The following is an 18,655-nucleotide window of genomic DNA, read 5'->3' on the forward strand; positions in this document are numbered from 1 at the left end:
TTCCTTAGTGCTTTGTTGGGCATAGAATCAGGACAGCGGCACAGCCGGCACCAATCAGGCGCACGCGCTGTGGATGTGGATTCCCGCGGGGGCGCGGACGATAACGACATTGCGCATCGCACAGGATGCGGTGCAGCAGCGTGCATCAGCGACGATACAAGGATAGAGCACCGATGGCCACGACAAAAAAGGGCGCAGAGCGACTGATCAAGAAATATCCAAATCGCAGGCTCTACGATACGCAGACCAGTACCTATATCACGCTGGCTGACGTCAAGCAGCTCGTGATGGATTCGGAAGAATTCAAGGTCGTCGATGCCAAGTCGGGCGAGGAACTGACCCGCAGCATCCTGCTGCAGATCATCCTGGAAGAAGAAACCGGCGGCGTGCCGATGTTCTCCAGCGCCATGCTGTCGCAGATCATCCGCTTCTATGGCCACGCGATGCAGGGCATGATGGGCACCTACCTGGAAAAGAACATCCAGGCCTTCATCGATATCCAGAACAAGCTCGCCGAAAACTCCAAGGGCCTGTACTCGGGCGAGGCGTTCAGCCCCGATATGTGGTCCCAGTTCATGAACATGCAGGCGCCCATGATGCAGGGCATGATGAGCAACTACATCGAGCAGAGCAAGAACCTGTTCGTGCAGATGCAGGAGCAGATGCAGAACCAGGCCAAGAGCATGTTCGGCGCCTTCCCCTTCAACCAGCCGCCGCAGGACAAGAAGTAAGCCCTGGCGGCACGCGCCCCTCCGGCGGGTGCCGCAGAACGGTTCCTCGCGGCGGCACGGTCGCGAGTCCCGGGGCAGCGCTCCTCGGGCCGAGCCCGGTCTTCCCGCCTCGTTCTTATTTGACGCCGCAGCCCTTCAGAACGGCGGGCACGAGCATCAAGCCACCGAATCCGCCGAGCAGCAGGCTGCCTCCATCGCTCCCGGCGATCAGGAACAGCGTTCCCAATAATCCCAGCGGGGCCGCTACCAGCCAGCGCAGTCGTCCGAGACCTGCCGCGCGCTGGGCCGTGTCATCCGTCATCTCGAGACGCCGGATCTCCTGGCGAAACTGCGGCGCCTGCTCGCTCTGCTCGCGCGCATCGACATCCGATGTGGCACCCCTTGCGGGCTCGGCGAGATCTGCGCGCGCGGCATGGTCCTGGCTGCCGGGCTCCGCTCCCATCTCGTCTGGTGCCGCTGCATGCGGGGCCTGGGTCTCGGGGCCCGCTGCCGGCGATGCAAGAGGGGCGGGGTTCAGGGCTCGCTGGGTATCGCCCAGGACGCCGCCAATCGCAGGCACAGCCACTGCGCGGTCCACGTGCTGTGGAAAAAAGCGGTGCATCGTATTGGCCGGGGCTGCCGGAGTTCCTGCAGCACCTGCCCCTATGGGTTGGACGGCCGGTATCGAGGCTGCTTTCCCGGCGTGGTTCGGGAAGAAGCGAAGCATGGCGCTGTCCGGCCGGCCCTCGGCCGCTTCTCCGCCTTGCACTCCGCCGTGCACTCCGTTTTGCACATCCGTTTGCGCTGCGGGGGCCGTAACGTCCGGAGTTTTCACATTAGCCCGACCCAGGGCGACTTGGGCCGCATCCGGCGGCAGCGCGCTTGCGTCGAACTCGGCGGCTTCGGCGACTTCGCTGCCCCGGCTTGTCGTGCTATTCGTGTCAGTCGTGCTCATAGCGCTTGTTGCTCGAGTCGGGAAGACCTTCCTGATCGCGAATACGACCAGGTAGAGCGCGGCCGCAAGTGCCAGGATGAACAGGAATGGCACCGTGCGGCTGACCTCGCTCGCGTGGTATGACCCGTTCATGGTTGCGTTCAGTGCCAGCAGGAATTTGAACGCGACGATCAGGAGCGAGGTGACGATGATGTACTTCAGCGCTTTCATGGACAGTCGGGTCGGGAGGGTCTCGTGTTTGTTATCGGCGGGCCGGGCCGGATCATTGATCACCGTGGCCCGTTCGCCGCCCCGGTTCATCGCCCCACCATGCCATGGCGTGGCGTTCCAGGATGTAGGTGGTACTTTGTGGATGCTGCGTTGGCAGATGGGATCGGAAGCGACCGATTACCTGCGTGCAGCGCATTTTGCATCTTGTCCGACACGTCTGAAATAGCCGGAAGAGGGGTGCCCAGTGCAAAAGGCCGAAATAATCGCTAACAATTGTGAACAAGGGGCCGGCCTACACTCGTTCATGCGCCTTGCCATGAATGAGGCGCAGGAGATCCTGAATGACGAAGTCCAAGTTGCTCTCCAGTCTGCTGCTGGCGGCTATCGCCATGTCGTCCGCTACGGGCTTTGCGCAGGACCGCGATGACCGCGATCATCGCGGCGGACCACCACCTGGCCAGGAGAATCGAGGCCGCGGACCCGAGCGCGATCGAGGGCCTGACCGGGATCGAGGGCCCGAGGGACGCATGCCGCCCCGGGGCGGCTGGCACAAGGGCGACAGGCTCCCCCCTGAATATCGCGAGCGGCAGTACGTCATCGACAACTGGCGCGAACACCGGTTGACGCCGCCGCCTCGCGGCTATCAATGGGTCGGGGTGGGCGGAGACTATTTCCTGGTAGCGATTCCGACCGGCCTGGTCTTTCAGGTCGTTATCGGTCACTAGCCTGCGGACGGGTGACGGCCCGTTTCGTGCGGGCCTTGCCGCAACTGCGCGTTGCCGCTCAGGCACCTATTTCCACTGGGAACGTCTCGTCAGGCAAGGTCGCTAGCAATGGCGCCGCCCATTGGGGGAGCGGGAGGCGGCATTGCGGTGTCGAAAGCCCAATAGCTGGGCGGGTCGACGGTCTTGCCACGACGGGAGGAGTTGAAGACGGCGGCGCCGGAAGCCTGCGGATCGGGAGGCGGTGCGCCTGCGACGATCAGCCCAGCGTCATGGCAGGCACGACTCAGGTTGCCCGATCCAGAGGACAAGTTTCGCGCAACATCGCCACGGCGACGATGTCGACCCGGACATCCGGATGGAACAGCGACTCGACGCCGATCAGCGCACTGGCCTGCGCATGTCCCTTGAGCCCGCGATCGCGTACCCCTCGGGCAATACCAGATCGCCATGGGCCAACGTGGCGCCCGAGATGCCAGGAGTCTCCGGTCAAGGCACCGTCACGCTGCGCATTGCCGTCGGCATGGCGGCCGGCTCCATCTGATCTCTGCCGCTTTTCGATGCCGGGCCGGATCGGCCCGCATCCGACAGCATGTCGACGAAGGCCTCAGTCGGCATGCTCCTGCCGAAATGGTGCACGATTTCATTCAACACGTGCTGTTGCTGCTGGGTAGTGAAGGCCGCCGTGGCATCGCTGAGCACCACCGGTTCATAGCCCAGGTCATGTGCGGCACGCATTGTCGATTCGATGCATACGTGGGTTGCGTAGCCGGCAAGGTAGAGGCGGCTAATGCCCTGACCGCGCAGGAAATTGTCCAGGTCGGAGGCGGCGAATGCACTGGCTCCGGCACGGCCGCTGATGACGAATTCATCTGGCCGCGGTGCGAAAGGCCCGTAGAACTGCCAACCGCTGTCCTGTTCCTGCCAGGTACCGGCTCTGGGTATCGCACCGCGCAGGCCGAACCTTGCGCGGCCCAGTTCGCGGTAGTCGGACGACATCCGCAGCGTGGCATGGATCACCGGCATGCCGGCCTTGCGTGCGGCCTCCAGGGCTCGCTTGCCTGCCTCTTGGGAGTCAGCGAACGCTTGCTCGTCTTGGATCAATCCACGCAGCTTTCCTTCCGGGGCCAGCCACTCGTTGACGAACTCGATCATGACCAGCGCTGCATGCCCGTCCTCATGGGCCGGCGGCGGCAACTGTCCCGCTGCGGTGGGGGCTGCCTTGGGTTGGGATGACGGCGATGCAGCCTGACTTTTGGTGACGGCCATGGCAGGCAGCAGGAACAGTCGCGAGAGCAGGTTGCTCATGAAATCCGGCATGTCAAATCCCTCTTGAATTGATGTGGGATCCACTATATGAATGATTCAAAGGAATGATAAGCCATATAAAATCACACTAATTGTGAATTCTAGGAACAATAGAAGTGGACCCGTTCACGGACATCAACACCTTCGTCCGGGCAGCCGAAGCCGGGAATTTCACGCGAGCCGCACGTGTGCTCCGCGTCACGCCGTCCGCCGTGAGCAAGTCGGTGGCGCGATTGGAGGCAGAGCTTGGGATCCAGTTGTTCCACCGCTCGCCGCGGCAGATCACCCTGACCGGCGACGGCGAAGCATTCTTCGACGTCTGCCGCCAAGGCATGACGGCCATCGAGGACGCCCGCAGCAGATTGGCCGGGGAGGCCCAACCGTGGCGTGGGAAGCTGCGGCTTTGCGTGCCGGTGAGCTTCGGCCAATATGTGGTGGCGCCAGCCCTCAGTGAGTGGCTGGCCGCCCATCCGGGACTGGATATCGAATTGACGCTGACGGACAGGCATGTCGACATGACCGCCGAACGATTCGACCTTGCCGTCATGCTGGGCGAAGTGCCGGATTCCCGCCTGGTAGCTCGCCCGCTACCGCCACACCGGTTCTTGACCGTCGCCGCGCCGACCTACCTGGAACAGCATGGTTCACCCAGCAGCCCAGGCGATCTTGGCAGGCATGTCTGCCTGCGCTATGTGATGGCCGACAGTGGACAGTTTCGTACCTGGACATTCTCCCGTGGTAAGGAGGAGTACAGTCACTTCCCCATCGGGCCGTTGGCCAGTGACCACGTCGCCGTGCTTCTTGCACTGGCTGAAGGCGGACGCGGGATTCTCCAGGCACCGCATTACGTCGTGGCCCCGGCGCTGGCCACAGGCCGGCTGGTTGCCGTGCTGGCCGGGCTCGACAGTATCGGCGCACCGTTGTCCGTGGTGTACGAAAAGGCACGCCATGCTTCAGCCCGCAATCGACTGGCGGTGGAGTTCCTGCTCGCCCTCGGCAATCAACTCTAGCCGCAGGTCCGCCAGCCCATGTCGGGGATCAGGCGCCGAGAAATTTTCGCAAACGGTTAAAATGCGCGGTTGGCCTTGTACCGCCAGGCGGCCATGCCCCGCCTCGCCCGCCCCACATCTGGATGTGACCGTGAAAAACCCCGCAGAATCAACGACCAAGAAAGACCATATCCCTAATGTGGGCTTCGTGAGCCTTGGATGCCCGAAGGCCTTGGTCGACTCCGAGCAGATCATCACCCAGCTCCGCGCCGAGGGCTATGCCATCAGCGGCACCTACGACGGTGCCGACCTGGTGGTGGTGAATACTTGCGGTTTTATCGACGAGGCGGTGCAGGAGAGCCTGGATGCCATCGGCGAGGCGCTGACCGAGAACGGCAAGGTCATCGTCACGGGCTGCCTGGGAGCGAAGAAGGACGCGAGCGGCAACGACATCATCACCAGCGTGCACCCGAAGGTGCTGGCCGTGACCGGTCCGCATGCGCTGGACGAGGTGATGCAGGCGGTGCACACGCATCTGCCCAAGCCGCATGACCCGTTCACGGACCTGGTGCCGGCGGCTGGCATCAAGCTCACGCCCAAGCATTACGCCTACCTGAAGATTTCCGAGGGCTGCAACCATCGTTGTTCCTTCTGCATCATCCCGTCGATGCGCGGTGACCTGGTCTCGCGTCCGGTGGCGGAGGTCATGCTGGAGGCCGAGAACCTGTTCAAGTCGGGCGTCAAGGAGCTGCTGGTGATCTCGCAGGACACCAGCGCCTACGGCGTCGACGTCAAGTACCGCACCGGCTTCTGGGACGGCCGCCCGCTCAAGACCCGCATGACCGAGCTGGTCGCGGCGCTGGGCGAGCTGGCACGCCGGTACGGTGCCTGGGTGCGCTTGCACTACGTCTATCCGTACCCGCATGTGGACGAGATCATCCCGCTGATGTCGCAGGAGGGCGTGCTGCCCTACCTGGACGTGCCGCTGCAGCATGCCCATCCCGATGTGCTCAAGCGCATGAAGCGCCCGGCCAACGCCGAGAAGACGCTGGACCGCATCCGCGCCTGGCGCGCGGTGTGCCCGGAGCTGACCATCCGCAGCACGTTCATCGCCGGCTTCCCGGGCGAGACCGAGGAAGAGTTCCAGACCCTCCTGGACTTCATTGCCGAGGCCGAACTGGATCGCGTTGGCTGCTTCGCCTATTCGCCGGTGGAAGGCGCCACGGCCAATGAGCTGCCTGGCGCGCTGCCCGACGAGGTGCGCGAGGAACGCCGCGCGCGCTTCATGGAGGTGGCCGAGGCGGTGTCGGCACGGCGCCTGCAGCGCAAGGTCGGCCAGACGCTGCGCGTGCTGGTCGACGAGATCAACCAGGACGGCGGTATCGGGCGCTCGGCGGCCGATGCGCCGGAGATCGATGGCCTGGTCTACATCGCCCCTGTCACGCGTCATTCCCAGCGCTACCGCGTTGGCGAGTTCGTCGACGTGCGCATCACGGGCGCCGATGGCCACGATCTGTGGGGCGAGATCTGAGGTTTTCGAAGGGATTTGCGCGCTCTATGCGCCACTTTTTTGCGCTACCGCAATGCCGCATTAGGTAAAAGTACGACCGTTCGATTCCGGCCGGGCGGCGCTATACTGTGCACCGCAACATAACCTCTTGGAGACGAGACATGACGCGTGAAGTGGTGGTAGTCAGCGGCGTTCGTACCGCGATCGGAACCTTCGGCGGCAGCCTGAAGGACCTGGCCCCGACCGAGCTGGGCGCCCTGGTGGTGCGTGAAGCGCTGGCCCGTGCCAAAGTGGACGGCGGCGACGTCGGCCATGTGGTGTTCGGCAACGTCATCCAGACCGAGCCCAAGGACATGTACCTGTCCCGCGTGGCGGCCGTCAACGGCGGCGTCACCATCGACGCGCCGGCCCTGACCGTCAACCGCCTGTGCGGCTCGGGCCTGCAGGCCATCGTCAGCGCGGCGCAGACCATCCTGCTGGGCGATACCGACGTGGCCATCGGCGGCGGTGCCGAGAGCATGAGCCGCGCTCCCTACCTGGCGCCGGCCGCGCGCTGGGGCTCGCGCATGGGCGATGCCAAGCTGATCGACATGATGCTGGGCGCGCTGCACGACCCGTTCCACACCATCCACATGGGCGTGACCGCCGAGAACGTCGCCAAGGAGTACGACATCTCGCGCGCGCAGCAGGATGAGGCCGCGCTGGAATCGCACCGCCGCGCTTCGGCGGCGATCAAGGCGGGCTACTTCAAGGACCAGATCGTCCCCGTCACCCTCAAGTCGCGCAAGGGCGATATCCAGTTCGACACCGACGAGCACGTGCGCCATGACGCCACCCTGGACGACATGACCAAGCTCAAGCCGGTCTTCGCCAAGGAGAACGGCACGGTCACGGCTGGCAATGCCTCGGGCCTGAACGACGCTGCTGCCGCGGTCGTGCTGATGGAGCGCGCCGAAGCCGAGCGGCGCGGCCTCAAGCCGCTGGCTCGCCTGGTCTCGTACGGCCACGCCGGGGTCGACCCGAAGACCATGGGTATCGGTCCGGTGCCGGCCACGCGCAAGGCGCTGGAGCGCGCGGGCCTGTCGGTGGCCGACCTGGACGTGATCGAGGCCAACGAAGCCTTCGCCGCGCAGGCGTGCGCGGTCACCAAGACGCTGGGCCTGGATCCCGCCAAGGTCAACCCGAACGGTTCGGGCATTTCGCTGGGCCACCCGATCGGCGCCACCGGTGCGCTGATCACGGTGAAAGCCCTGTACGAGCTGCAACGCGTGCAAGGCCGCTACGCCCTGGTGACCATGTGCATCGGCGGCGGCCAGGGCATCGCCGCCATCTTCGAGCGCCTGTAAGCATGCGGCACGGCATGGGCTGCCAGCGCACGTTCCCCGGCCGGGCCGAGCCGGCCGCGCCGGCGGGCCGCGGACGCGCCGGCCGCCTGCTGCCGGCCCTGCTGCTGTGCTGTGCCGGACTTGCGGCGGCCGTGCCGGCCCTGGCCGCCGGTGGCACCGAATTGTCGACGGGCGGCACCGCGATGCCGGTGGTGCCGGCACCCGTCGACGGCGCGCTGGGCCTGAACCAGGCCATCCGCGACGGCGAGTCGCGCCGTGGCACCACCTTGTCCACCGGGCAGGCGGCGCCGCTGGCGCCGCGCCCCGAATACGCCAGGCTGCCGGTCTACGCCGGCACGCTCGGCGACCAGCCGGTACGGCTGCGCCTCGGTCCCAAGCCGGACGAGCGCGACAGCGTGCACGGCGAGTACGCTTTCGGCAACCGGCCGGGCGTGCGCCTGCTGGCGGGCGAATACGAGAACGGCGGCTTCCTGATGGAGGAGTCGGATGACGGCACCCACGTCACCGGCAACTGGGAAGGGCAGATCGATGCGGCCGGCGTAGTGCGCGGCACCTGGACCGACGCCCTCAATCCCGCCATCGTGCTGCCCTTCATGATCCGGCCGCTGGGCCTGCTGGTGATCCCGCCGTTCGACATGCGACCGTCCAGCGGCATCACCTACGCGCCGCCGCCGCCCAAGTCGTCGATCACGCCGCGCTAGCCGCGCGGATTCGTCATCCTGCGCCGCGCCACCACCACGGGTGGGAGGGCGCGGCGATTGCTGGTAAGCTCGAAGCCTTTTCGATCACCTGACCGGGGATCCGCCCGGATCTCCGGACTCTTGGATTGCCTGCGCGTCCGCCGCGCAGGCGCATCGAGCAACGGGCGCGCCGCGGCGCCGTTCCCCCGCTGGCGCCGCGCGGCGCGATGCGTGCCGGGGCGGCGAAGCGGGCGTGCGCCAGACAAGGAAGCCGCCGTGTCCGACCAGACCCCGACCGACCCGTCCACCAGCGCCGTGCCGTCCGATGACGACGGCGCCTATCCGCAGACGCTCGCCGTCCAGCCCGGCCTGCAGATCCCGCCGGGATTCGATTCCTTTTCGCCGCCCACCTGGCGCGGTTCCACCGTGGTCTTCCGCAATCTCGCCGAACTGCGTGCGCACGGCGATGCCGGCACCACCTACTGGCGCTACGGCCTCCATGCCACGCCGACCAGCGAGGCACTGTGCCAGCACCTCGCCAAGCTGGAGGGCGCACGCGATACGCTGCTGCTGCCGTCGGGCCTGGCTGCCATCTCGCTGGTCTACTTCGCGCTGCTGCGCAGCGGCGACGACGTGCTGGTGCCCGACAACGTCTACGGACCCAACCGCGAGCACGGCGAATGGCTGGCGCGCGACTTCGGCGTGACGGTGCGCTACTACGATCCGATGATCGGTGCCGGCATCGCCGCCCTGATCCGGCCCAATACGCGCCTGATCTGGATGGAGTCGCCCGGTTCGGTGACCATGGAGGTGCCGGACAGCGAGGCCATCGTGGCGGCGGCGCGCGAGCGCGGCGTGCTGACGGCCATCGACAACACCTGGTCGGCGGGCCTGTACTTCCGCCCTTTCGACAAGGGGATCGATATCTCGGTGCAGGCGCTGACCAAGTACCAGTCGGGCGGCAGCGACGTGCTGATGGGCGCGGTGCTGAGCCGCGACGAGGCGCTGCACGCGCGCCTGAAGCGCACCCGCATGCTGATGGGCTGGGGTGTTTCCGCCGACGATTGCTTCCTGGTGCTGCGCGCCTTGCCCAGCCTGCCGGTGCGGCTGGCCGCGCATGACCGCGCGGCACGCGAGGTGGCCGAATGGCTGAGCCAGCGGCCGGAGGTGGTCAAGGTCCTCCATCCGGCATTGCAGGACTGCCCGGGCCATGCCTTCTGGCGGCGCGACTTCAGCGGCGCCACCGGCCTCTTCGCCATCGTGCTGCACGAGCGCTACACGCGCGCGCAGGTGGACGCCTTCGTAGAGGCGCTGGAGCGCTTTGCCATCGGTTGGTCGTGGGGTGGGGCGCACAGCCTGGCCGTGCCTTACCACGTGCCGTCGATGCGCCCGGCGGGCAGCTGGCCGCCGGAGGGCTGGCAGCATGCCGGCGAACTGGTGCGGCTCTACATCGGGCTGGAGGACACGCGCGACCTGATCGCCGACCTGCGCCGCGCGCTGGAAACCAAGCTGGGCGCATGAGCGCATGAGCGCATGAGCGGGGGCGGCGGGGCCTGTATGGCCCCGCGCCGCCTTGCGCCGTCAGTGGCGTGGCGGCGGCCCGGGCAGGACTGGCGGCGCCGTGGCGGCCACGCCTGTCGCGCCGTCCGGCCGGGCCGGGGGCAGGGCCCAGACGGAGTCCAAGGGGCCGCTGCGGGCACGCTTGCGGGTGGCATGGGCCAGTGCGGCAAAGCCGCAGGCCATGGCCAGGGCGCCGATGTCGAAGCCGGCCACGGCCCAGTCGCCGCGCTGGGCGGCGCGCCAGAACGGATCGCCCGCCACCAGCGCACTGCAGACCGGGATCAGCGCCGTCGCGGCGACGGTCGCGTAGAGCAGGTCGAGTGCCGCACGCGCCGGCTGGCGCAGCAGCGACCAGGCCAGTGCGGCCAGGAAGACCGGGAAGTAGACCTGAGCGGCCGGCCGCTCAGGCCATAGCAGGGCGCCGCTGAAGGCGGCCGCTACGCCGAGGCAGCAGCCCAGGCAGACGCCCACGGTGGCCTGTGCCAGCAGCTTGTGCACACGCGGCTGCACGGCCTGGCGCTGCTTGCGGCGCGACTCGATCCACAGCAGGTTGCCCGAATAGAACAGGAAGGCCCCGGCCAGCCCGGCCACCAGGTAGACGAAGCGCAGCGCGACGTCGCCGAAGGTACCGAAGTGCAGGCCGTACATGGCGCTGTAGACCGCATGGTTGGTATCGCGGCCGGCCGGGGTCTGGTCGCCCATGACCTGGCCGCTGCGCGGCTGTCCGGCCGCCGCGTGCAGCGCGATCGAGCCATAGCTGCCCAGCGCGCCGTCCGCGTTGCCGCGCACCTCGGCCACCGCGTTGGCGTCGCCGATGCGCTGGTAGCGGATCGAGGTCGGTGTGAAGGCCGTGCCGCCACCTGCGCGCGCGGCGGCCAGCAGGGTGGCGGCCGGCAGCAGCGGCGCCGGCCGGCCGGCGCTGTCCACCTCGGGGGCGGCCGCCGTCAGGCGGGGCACCGCCGGCATCAGCTTGCCGTCGAAGGCCAGCGTGTCGAATGCCATCACCAGCACCATCGACAGGCAGAACATGGCGCCGGTCACGGCGAAGACCAGGTGGAAGGGCAGGCTGAACAGGCCCAGCACATTGTGCGCGTCCATCCAGAAGCGCTTCAGGTTGCGCCCGGGACGCACCGCCAGCAGGTCCTTCTTCAGGCGCGGCAGGTGCAGCAGCACGCCCGACACCAGGGCCAGTCCGTACAGCACGCTGATCGCCCCCATCAGGTACATGCCGGCGTCCGACAGGCCCAGCGAGTAGTGCAGGGAGTTGAGGAAGTTGGCCAGTTCGCCGCGCACGCGCTCGAGCGACGTCTCGGCAGGCGAGGTCTTGCCGGCAGCCAGGCGGCTGGCGGTCGTGAACTGCCAGGCGCCGTTCTTTTCCTGCCAGTAGGCCGAGAGCTCCGGCTCGCCGGCCGTGGGCAGGCTCACGTAGACGCTGGCGGCGGCCGCGGGATGGCTGGCCACCAGCGCTTGCACGAAGCGGTCGACGCTGGCGCCGTCAGGGGCGCCGTCAGGGGCGCCGTCAGGGGCGCCGGCGGGCGCGGCGGCCGCATGCCGGGCACGGTGCACGCTCTGCCAGCTGTGCAGTTCCTCGTGGAAGACCGTGAGGGCGCCGGCGAAGAAGGCGATGAACAGGGCCCAGCCGGCCATCAGGCCGACCCAGGTGTGCAGGGTCTGGTACAGGCGCAGGGTGGCGGCCTTCATGATGCCGTGCCTCCCATGGCGGTGAGGGTTCGGGCCACCGCCAGCGCGCCGAAGGCGAGCAGGTTGCCGGCCAGCAGCCACAGCCAGGCGGCGCGGCTGCTGCGGAACAGCACGCTGGCCGAGATCACGGCCACCCACAAGGGCAGGCAGGCCGTCACCGCGATCACCGCTCCGCGCTCCCAGCCGCCGGGGGTGAGCCTGGCGCCCAGGCCGCAGGCGGCGATGGCCAGTGGCAGGCCGAGCAGCGTGCCGGCCAGCCATTTCGTTCCCATGCCGGCGCTCATGCCCGGCCTCCCGCATGCGCCCGGCGCGCCGGCAGGCCGTGCTGGCGCCGGCTGAAAGCATAGGCACCGAAGAAGGGGCACAGGCTCAGACTGCAAGGCACGGCGACCAGCGTCGCCGAAACCGCCGCGGGCCAGCCCAGGGCCTGCCGCCACAGCACCAGTCCCAGCAGCGCCAGCAGCGTGCCCAGGACCAGCCCAGCGCGGCGCCGCCTGCGCGCGGCAGCGGGGCTCGCGGACGGGGGGAGCAGCAATTGGTTCGGCGCCGCCAGGTAGAGGCAGCAGGCCGCGGCGAGGCAGCACAGGGCGGCAAGCGCGAGCATGAATGGATCAGCCAATTCCCAAAAATAGGAATGATAGTGATTCGCATTTCATGGTGCAAGGTGAACGCGAGGGGAACGAGGAGGGACGGTGGGGGAAGGGGCGGGGAAGGGTGGCGCGAAGGGGCGGCGGCGCACGGCCGCGAAGCGCGGCGTACCGCAAGCCAGGGCGGAGGTAGGCCGGGCCGGGGAGGTCGGTTGCCCCCCCCCCGGCGGCGTCCCGCTCAGTGCGGGAACAACTGCAGCAGTCCGTCCAGGCCGACGTGGTTGAAGGCGACGCTGGCCTGCGCACGCACCACCGGCTTGGCGCGGAAGGCGACCGAGAGGCCGGCCACCGCCATCATCTTCAGGTCGTTCGAGCCATCGCCCATGACGATGGCCTGCCCGGGCTGCGCGCCGATCTCCGAGCACACTTCCTGTACCGTGCGGGCCTTGACGTCCGCATTGACGATCTCGCCGACCACCTGGCCGGTCAGCTTGCCGTCGACGATTTCCAGCGTATTGGCGCGGGTGAAGTCCAGCCGCAGCCGCGCCTTGAGCTTCTCGGTGAAATGCACGAAGCCGCCCGAGACCAGCAGCGTGCGCAGGCCGAGCGCCTGCACCGTCTGCAGCATCCGTTCGGCGCCCGGCGACAGGCGCAGGCGCTCGTCGTAGACGCGGTCGAGCACGCTGGCGTCGAGGCCCTTGAGCAGCGCGACGCGGCGCCGCAGGCTCTCGTTGAAGTCGGTGATCTCGCCGCGCATGGCCGCCTCGGTGATGGCCGAGACCTCGGCCTTGAGGCCGCAGAAGTCGGCGATCTCATCGATGCACTCGATGGTGATCAGGGTCGAGTCCATGTCCATCGCCACCAGGCGGAAGTCGGACAGGGCGCGGCCGTCCGGCACGATGGCCCAGTCGATGGCGCGCGGGCCGCAGTACGTATCGAGCGCTTCGCGCAGCGCGGGCGTGAGCGGCGCGCTGTCTGCGGCGCCGGCCACGGTGTCGCTGCGCAGCGACAGGCCCGGAGCCTGGGCGAGGGAGCGGATGGCGTCGAGATCGGCGGGGGCGAGCGGGGCGAGGCTTTGGAGGATCAGGGACATGGCGGACGGCGATCGGGTGCCGCGCAGGTCGCACGGGGCGCGGCGGCAAAGGCGATATTGTAATCGGCGCAGCCGGCGATGCCATGCCTGGCCGTGCATTCATGGCATTCCGCCCCGGCGGCCGGCGGGGCGCTGGTCGCGCATATAATTCGTCCGACTCGGCTCGGCCGCGCGCTGCCCCGCATAATCGTCTCGTCGGATGCCCTCGTACATACTCATCCTGTGCCTCGCCTTCGCGGTGGTCGGCAGCCTTGGCGTAGCCGTGGCTGCCTGGTCGCGCCGGGATGATCCCACCGTCAAGTCCTTCCTGGTGCTGACGGCCGGCGCGGCGATCTGGAGCGGGGGCCGGCTGATGGAGGTCAACGCGCTCGACCTGGCCGATCGCATCTGGTGGGCCAAGTTCCAGTACCTCGGCATCGCCGCGGTGCCCATCGGCTGGCTCTGCGCCATGGTGCAGATCAGCCGGCCGCGCCACGTCATCCGCTGGTCGCTGTTGTCGGTGCCGGTGCTGGTGGCCTTGCTGATGCTCGCCCTGGTCTTCACCAACGAGCGGCACCACCTGATCTGGAGCGCTATCACGACCACGCCCGGCGGCGTGCTGCCGGTGGCGGTGTTCTCGCATGGCCCCGCCTACTTCGCGGCGGCCGCGTGGACCTACGGCCTGCTCTTCTTCAGCCTCTATTTCCTGCTGACCGCGCGCGTGCCGAATGGCAGCCTGACGCGGGCCGGGCGCGCGGTGCTGGCCGGCAGCCTGGTGCTGCCGCTGCTGGCCCACCTGGCCTACATGCTGCGCTGGACCGGGCCGCTCGGCGGCGACCTGACTCCGGCCACCTTCTCGCTGATGAGCGCGCTGCTGTGGCTGTGCGCGCTGCGCCCCCACCTGGACGACATCGCCCACTACGCGCGGCTGCGCGTGTTCGATTCATTGCGCGAAGGCTGCGTGGTGGTCAGCACCGACCTGCGCATCGTCGATTTCAACCCCGCCGCGGCGCGCATGTTGCCAGCCCTGCGCCCGGGCGAGGCGGTGCCGGCCGAATGGGCGGTGCTGGTGGCACAGGCGGGCGATGGCACGCCACCGGGCCTGGTACCGCGCACGGAAGCCGGGACCGAGTACGAGGTGTCGCTGGAGACGGTGCGCCGCCTCGATGGCAAGGTGGTCGGCACGCTCGCCTTCCTGCGCGACGTCAGCCAGTACCGCTCGCGTGAACTGGCCCTGACCGTGCGGCTTGGCGCCACCGAGGAGCGCCTGTCGCGCATGGCGGCGGATCTCGAACACGATGTGCTGACCAGCCTGTTCAACCGGCGCTATTTCGAGCGTGAAGGGCAGGCCGCGGTGGCCGAGGCCTGCGAGCAGGGCACCTCGATCGGCCTGCTGGTGCTCGATGTCGACAACTTCAAGCCATACAACGACCTGCATGGCCACGTCGCGGGCGACGCCTGCCTGCGCCAGGTGGCCGGTGCGATCGCCGGCATCGTCGCCCGGCCGGACGGCTTCTGCGCGCGCCTGGGCGGCGAGGAATTCGCTGTAGTGCTGCCTGGCGGCACGGCGGCGGAAACGCGCGCGGTGGGCGAGCGCCTGGTGCTGGCGGTGCGTGCGCTCGGGCTGGCGCACGGCGGCGTCGCCGGCCAGCGTTTCGTCACCATCAGCGTGGGCGCTGCCTGCGAGCGGCCCGCGGTGGCGCGGCTCGATGCCCTGGTGCAGAAGGCCGACGCGGCCATGTACCGCGCCAAGCGGGCAGGGCGCGACCGCTTCGTGATGGATGTCAGGAACGGCGAAGGCGCGACGTCGTAGCCCTGCGCCGCTTGCTGGGTGGCATGGCGCTCACGGCTGGCCGCCGCTGCGGCGTGCCAGAGCGCAATCGCGCTGCCGATGGCATGAATGAGCTCTTCTGGCCGGCAGCGTCACGAACACGCTGTTGTTGTTGGCCGAGGACGGGCACAGGCGAAGGCGCAATACACGATCCGCCTGCCATTGCGCCCGCAGGATGCGGGTCGAGCTGCCGGGTCGCCAGTCGACCGTGCCGAGAAAACAGGTCTGCTGTCGCCGCGCGCTCCAGGATCGGCGACCAGGCCGAAGCGGGTCGTCAGGAAGGTGTGCAGGCGGTGCGGCTCATGCCGGCCGTGGCCACGCTATCGCTCATCCTTGTGGAAGGCGTGCTTGACGGCGTGGACGCCTTCGCGCGTGGCATGGGCGATGCCATGCCCGACCGCCTTGGTCGCGTGCGCGATGCCGTGGCCGGCCTCGCGCGCCGCTTCGCCGGTCTTGTGGACGGCCTCCTTGGTCCCTTCCTTGATGTCGTGTGCTGCCTCGTGCACGCCGGCCTGCGTCGGCAGGCTGCACGCCAGGGCGGCGAGGGCCAGCAGCGCGATGGCCGGTAGTCGCTGCATGTTCACGGGGGGACTCCTCGCTGGCGGGCCGCGCGGGCCCGGGAAACGCTATTGTAGACTCCCCGGCGGCGACAGCTCCGTGGCCGGCATTGCGGCTAAAGTTGGCGGGCAAACGGCCGTTTCATGCACCATAGCTGCTGCGCGGGGAGTGTCCCCGCGAGCCGGCGGTGGCGTGGCACCGCTGCCGGCCCGTACTGACCGCCACCCACGCCGAGAGGCTCTCATCTTGGATTCCATTCTCAGCCAGCTGTCGGCGACGCTGCCGGCAGCCAAGACCATCGAACAACTGACGCGGCCCTTGCTGGAAATGCTGGGCGAGGTGACCGGCCTGGAATCGACGTACCTGACGTCGGTCGATCTGGTCGAGAACGTCCAGCACGTACGGTTCGCCCGCAACACGGGCAGCATGACGATACCCGAGGGACTGTCGGTGCCCTGGGCGGACACCTTGTGCAAGCGGGCGCTCGATGCGGGAAGGATGGTCACCGACGATGTGCCGGGCTGCTGGGGCGACTCCGGGGCTGCGCGCCAGCTCGGCATCCAGACCTATGTCAGCGCACCGGTGCGGGCCGAGGATGGCGAGTTGCTCGGTACCTTGTGTGCGGCATCTGCCGACCGCCAGCCGCTGCCGCCGGCGGCGCAGTCCGTGCTGCAATTGTTCTCCAGCATCGTCGCCAACTTCGTCGAGCGCGAAGCGCTGCTGGCGCGCCTGAGCGCCGCCAACGAGCGCCTGGCTGCCTATGCCTTGACCGATGCCCTCACCGGCCTGCCCAATCGCCGCGCCTTGCTAGACGAACTGCAGCGTCTGCTGGCGCGGGCCGTGCGTGAACGTTCCAAGGTGCTGGTCGGCTGCATCGATCTCGATGGCTTCAAGGCGATCAACGACCGGTATGGCCACCAGGCGGGAGACATATTCCTGCAGGAGGTGTCGCGCCGGCTGGCTTCGAGCCTGCGCGTGATGGACATGCTGAGCCGGATCGGCGGAGATGAATTCGTCTTTGTCGGTCCGGAGCTGGCGCCGGAGGCGGGCGAGGCCGAACGTGCCGCGCGGCTGCTGCAGGCACGCGTTACGGCGGCCACCGCGGGGCACTATGTGCTGGGCGGCCAGGCGCTCGCATACGATGGCGCCAGCGTTGGCGTGGTCTCGCTCGATCCGATCGGCCTCAGCACGGAAAGCGCGCTGAAGCAGGCCGACATGCGTATGTATGAGGTCAAGCGGCAGCGCAAGCGGGCGGTCGCGCACTAACCTCCGGTGCCCGGACGAGGACTCGGTCACACTGGCGCGACCCCGGCCTGGCTTGTAAGCCAGGCCCTTCGAGTCCCCACGTCAGGTGCGCAGGCACCTGACTTTCTGGGCGGACAAATGAAAAAGGCAGATGACCTTGCGATCATCTGCCTTTCAAATATGGTGCCCAGAAGAGGACTCGAACCTCCACAGTGTTGCCACCGCTAGGACCTGAACCTAGTGCGTCTACCAATTCCGCCATCTGGGCGCGGAAGCCGCGGATTATACAGAATCCTCCGCGTGGATCAAGCCCCTTGCCGCATGGTTCGCGGCGCTGCCCCGCAGTGGGTAGGAAAGAGTGGGGGAATGCGCGGTTGGTCTGGGCAGACAAATGAAAAAGGCAGACGATCTTGCGATCATCTGCCTTTCAAATATGGTGCCCAGAAGAGGACTCGGTCACACTGGCGCGACCCCGGCCTGGCTTGCAAGCCAGGCCCTTCGAGTCCCCACGTCAGGTGCGCAGGCACCTGACTTTCTGGGCGGACAAATGAAAAAGGCAGATGATCTTGCGATCATCTGCCTTTCAAATATGGTGCCCAGAAGAGGACTCGGTCACACTGGCGCGACCCCGGCCTGGCTTGCAAGCCAGGCCCTTCGAGTCCTCACGTCAGGTGCGCAGGCACCTGACTTTCTGGGCGGACAAATGAAAAAGGCAGATGACCTTGCGATCATCTGCCTTTCAAATATGGTGCCCAGAAGAGGACTCGAACCTCCACAGTGTTGCCACCGCTAGGACCTGAACCTAGTGCGTCTACCAATTCCGCCATCTGGGCGCGGAAGCCGCGGATTATACAGAATCCTCCGCGTGGATCAAGCCCCTTGCCGCATGGTTCGCGGCGCTGCCCCGCAGTGGGTAGGAAAGAGTGGGGGAATGCGCGGTTGGTCTGGGCAGACAAATGAAAAAGGCAGACGATCTTGCGATCATCTGCCTTTCAAATATGGTGCCCAGAAGAGGACTCGGTCACACTGGCGCGACCCCGGCCTGGCTTGCAAGCCAGGCCCTTCGAGTCCCCACGTCAGGTGCGCAGGCACCTGACTTTCTGGGCGGACAAATGAAAAAGGCAGATGATCTTGCGATCATCTGCCTTTCAAATATGGTGCCCAGAAGAGGACTCGGTCACACTGGCGCGACCCCGGCCTGGCTTGCAAGCCAGGCCCTTCGAGTCCCCACGTCAGGTGCGCAGGCACCTGACTTTCTGGGCGGGCAAATGAAAAAGGCAGATGATCTTGCGATCATCTGCCTTTCAAATATGGTGCCCAGAAGAGGACTCGGTCACACTGGCGCGACCCCGGCCTGGCTTGCAAGCCAGGCCCTTCGAGTCCTCACGTCAGGTGCGCAGGCACCTGACTTTCTGGGCAGGCAAATGAAAAAGGCAGATGATCTTGCGATCATCTGCCTTTCAAATATGGTGCCCAGAAGAGGACTCGAACCTCCACAGTGTTGCCACCGCTAGGACCTGAACCTAGTGCGTCTACCAATTCCGCCATCTGGGCGCGGAAGCCGCGAATTATAGCGAAGCGGACGGGCTTTGCAAGCCCCTTGGCCGGCTTTTTCGTGCCGGGCAGGCGGACGGGGCGCGGCTGTCCGGCCAGGGCGCCATGCCGCGCTTT

Annotated in this window: 16 protein-coding genes and 3 tRNA genes; 9 read left to right on the plus strand and 10 right to left on the minus strand. The window is 67.3% G+C overall.

The features are described from left to right. Positions 1 to 173 precede the first annotated feature (173 nt). A complete protein-coding gene (gene phaR, locus BKK79_RS19445; protein ID WP_071013398.1) occupies positions 174 to 731 on the plus strand; it encodes a polyhydroxyalkanoate synthesis repressor PhaR in 558 nt (185 codons plus the stop codon). A 115-nt stretch (positions 732 to 846) separates the two neighbouring features. Here the strand turns inward: phaR and BKK79_RS19450 are convergent, their stop codons facing one another. Beyond that, positions 847 to 1,875, minus strand: a complete 1,029-nt coding sequence (locus BKK79_RS19450) for a hypothetical protein (protein WP_157128444.1) — start codon at positions 1,873 to 1,875, stop codon at positions 847 to 849. A 341-nt stretch (positions 1,876 to 2,216) separates the two neighbouring features. Here BKK79_RS19450 and BKK79_RS39130 point away from each other — a divergent pair, with 341 nt between their 5' ends. Then, positions 2,217 to 2,600, plus strand: a complete 384-nt coding sequence (locus tag BKK79_RS39130) for an RcnB family protein (RefSeq protein ID WP_084084796.1) — start codon at positions 2,217 to 2,219, stop codon at positions 2,598 to 2,600. 486 nt (positions 2,601 to 3,086) lie between these two features. On the opposite strand, the gene BKK79_RS19460 is transcribed toward BKK79_RS39130, so the two are convergent. Further along, a complete protein-coding gene (locus BKK79_RS19460) occupies positions 3,087 to 3,905 on the minus strand; it encodes a cysteine hydrolase (RefSeq protein WP_198173293.1) in 819 nt (272 codons plus the stop codon). A gap of 116 nt (positions 3,906 to 4,021) precedes the next feature. Here BKK79_RS19460 and BKK79_RS19465 point away from each other — a divergent pair, with 116 nt between their 5' ends. The 5 genes from BKK79_RS19465 to BKK79_RS19485 all read left to right on the plus strand — a co-directional run bounded on the left by BKK79_RS19465 (position 4,022) and on the right by BKK79_RS19485 (position 9,951). After that, positions 4,022 to 4,915, plus strand: a complete 894-nt coding sequence (locus BKK79_RS19465) for a LysR family transcriptional regulator (protein WP_071038276.1) — start codon at positions 4,022 to 4,024, stop codon at positions 4,913 to 4,915. 130 nt (positions 4,916 to 5,045) lie between these two features. After that, positions 5,046 to 6,425, plus strand: a complete 1,380-nt coding sequence (gene rimO / locus BKK79_RS19470; RefSeq protein ID WP_071016427.1) for a 30S ribosomal protein S12 methylthiotransferase RimO — start codon at positions 5,046 to 5,048, stop codon at positions 6,423 to 6,425. Between the two features lie 140 nt (positions 6,426 to 6,565). After that, positions 6,566 to 7,750, plus strand: a complete 1,185-nt coding sequence (gene bktB, locus BKK79_RS19475; RefSeq protein WP_071038277.1) for a beta-ketothiolase BktB — start codon at positions 6,566 to 6,568, stop codon at positions 7,748 to 7,750. Positions 7,751 to 7,752: 2 nt separating this feature from the next. Next, positions 7,753 to 8,451 (plus strand): hypothetical protein, encoded by a 699-nt coding sequence (locus tag BKK79_RS19480; protein ID WP_231907919.1) that lies wholly within the window; start codon positions 7,753 to 7,755, stop codon positions 8,449 to 8,451. Positions 8,452 to 8,745: 294 nt separating this feature from the next. After that, positions 8,746 to 9,951 (plus strand): cystathionine beta-lyase, encoded by a 1,206-nt coding sequence (locus BKK79_RS19485; RefSeq protein ID WP_071016423.1) that lies wholly within the window; start codon positions 8,746 to 8,748, stop codon positions 9,949 to 9,951. Between the two features lie 60 nt (positions 9,952 to 10,011). Here BKK79_RS19485 and BKK79_RS19490 read toward each other — a convergent pair whose 3' ends face one another. From BKK79_RS19490 to serB, 4 genes are all read right to left on the minus strand, one after another. Then, positions 10,012 to 11,691, minus strand: coding sequence for a PepSY-associated TM helix domain-containing protein (locus BKK79_RS19490; RefSeq protein WP_071038278.1), 1,680 nt, complete (start codon positions 11,689 to 11,691; stop codon positions 10,012 to 10,014). Then, entirely contained in the window at positions 11,688 to 11,975 is a 288-nt protein-coding gene (locus BKK79_RS19495; RefSeq protein WP_071038279.1) for a hypothetical protein, read from the minus strand. The genes BKK79_RS19490 and BKK79_RS19495 overlap by 4 nt, the downstream gene beginning before the upstream one ends. Continuing rightward, on the minus strand, positions 11,972 to 12,295 hold the full coding sequence (locus tag BKK79_RS19500) for a hypothetical protein (protein ID WP_071038280.1): 324 nt from the start codon (positions 12,293 to 12,295) through the stop codon (positions 11,972 to 11,974). Before BKK79_RS19500 ends, BKK79_RS19495 begins: the two co-directional genes overlap by 4 nt. A gap of 221 nt (positions 12,296 to 12,516) precedes the next feature. Further along, a complete protein-coding gene (gene serB / locus BKK79_RS19505; protein WP_071013330.1) occupies positions 12,517 to 13,371 on the minus strand; it encodes a phosphoserine phosphatase SerB in 855 nt (284 codons plus the stop codon). Positions 13,372 to 13,570: 199 nt separating this feature from the next. On the opposite strand from serB, the gene BKK79_RS19510 reads away from it, so the two are divergent. Next, on the plus strand, positions 13,571 to 15,163 hold the full coding sequence (locus BKK79_RS19510) for a histidine kinase N-terminal 7TM domain-containing protein (RefSeq protein WP_071013327.1): 1,593 nt from the start codon (positions 13,571 to 13,573) through the stop codon (positions 15,161 to 15,163). Between the two features lie 338 nt (positions 15,164 to 15,501). Here the strand turns inward: BKK79_RS19510 and BKK79_RS19515 are convergent, their stop codons facing one another. Continuing rightward, on the minus strand, positions 15,502 to 15,759 hold the full coding sequence (locus BKK79_RS19515) for a hypothetical protein (protein ID WP_442873257.1): 258 nt from the start codon (positions 15,757 to 15,759) through the stop codon (positions 15,502 to 15,504). A gap of 226 nt (positions 15,760 to 15,985) precedes the next feature. Between BKK79_RS19515 and BKK79_RS19520 the strand changes: the two genes are divergently transcribed. Continuing rightward, positions 15,986 to 17,005 (plus strand): sensor domain-containing diguanylate cyclase, encoded by a 1,020-nt coding sequence (locus BKK79_RS19520; RefSeq protein WP_157903217.1) that lies wholly within the window; start codon positions 15,986 to 15,988, stop codon positions 17,003 to 17,005. Positions 17,006 to 17,165: 160 nt separating this feature from the next. On the opposite strand, the gene BKK79_RS19525 is transcribed toward BKK79_RS19520, so the two are convergent. The 3 genes from BKK79_RS19525 to BKK79_RS19535 form a co-directional block, all read right to left on the minus strand. Next, a tRNA-Leu gene (locus tag BKK79_RS19525) sits at positions 17,166 to 17,252 on the minus strand. A 478-nt stretch (positions 17,253 to 17,730) separates the two neighbouring features. Next, positions 17,731 to 17,817: transfer RNA gene (locus BKK79_RS19530), tRNA-Leu, on the minus strand. Between the two features lie 634 nt (positions 17,818 to 18,451). Continuing rightward, positions 18,452 to 18,538: transfer RNA gene (locus tag BKK79_RS19535), tRNA-Leu, on the minus strand. Positions 18,539 to 18,655 lie beyond the last annotated feature (117 nt).

The organism is Cupriavidus sp. USMAA2-4 (genome assembly GCF_001854305.1).
GTDB lineage: Bacteria > Pseudomonadota > Gammaproteobacteria > Burkholderiales > Burkholderiaceae > Cupriavidus > Cupriavidus malaysiensis.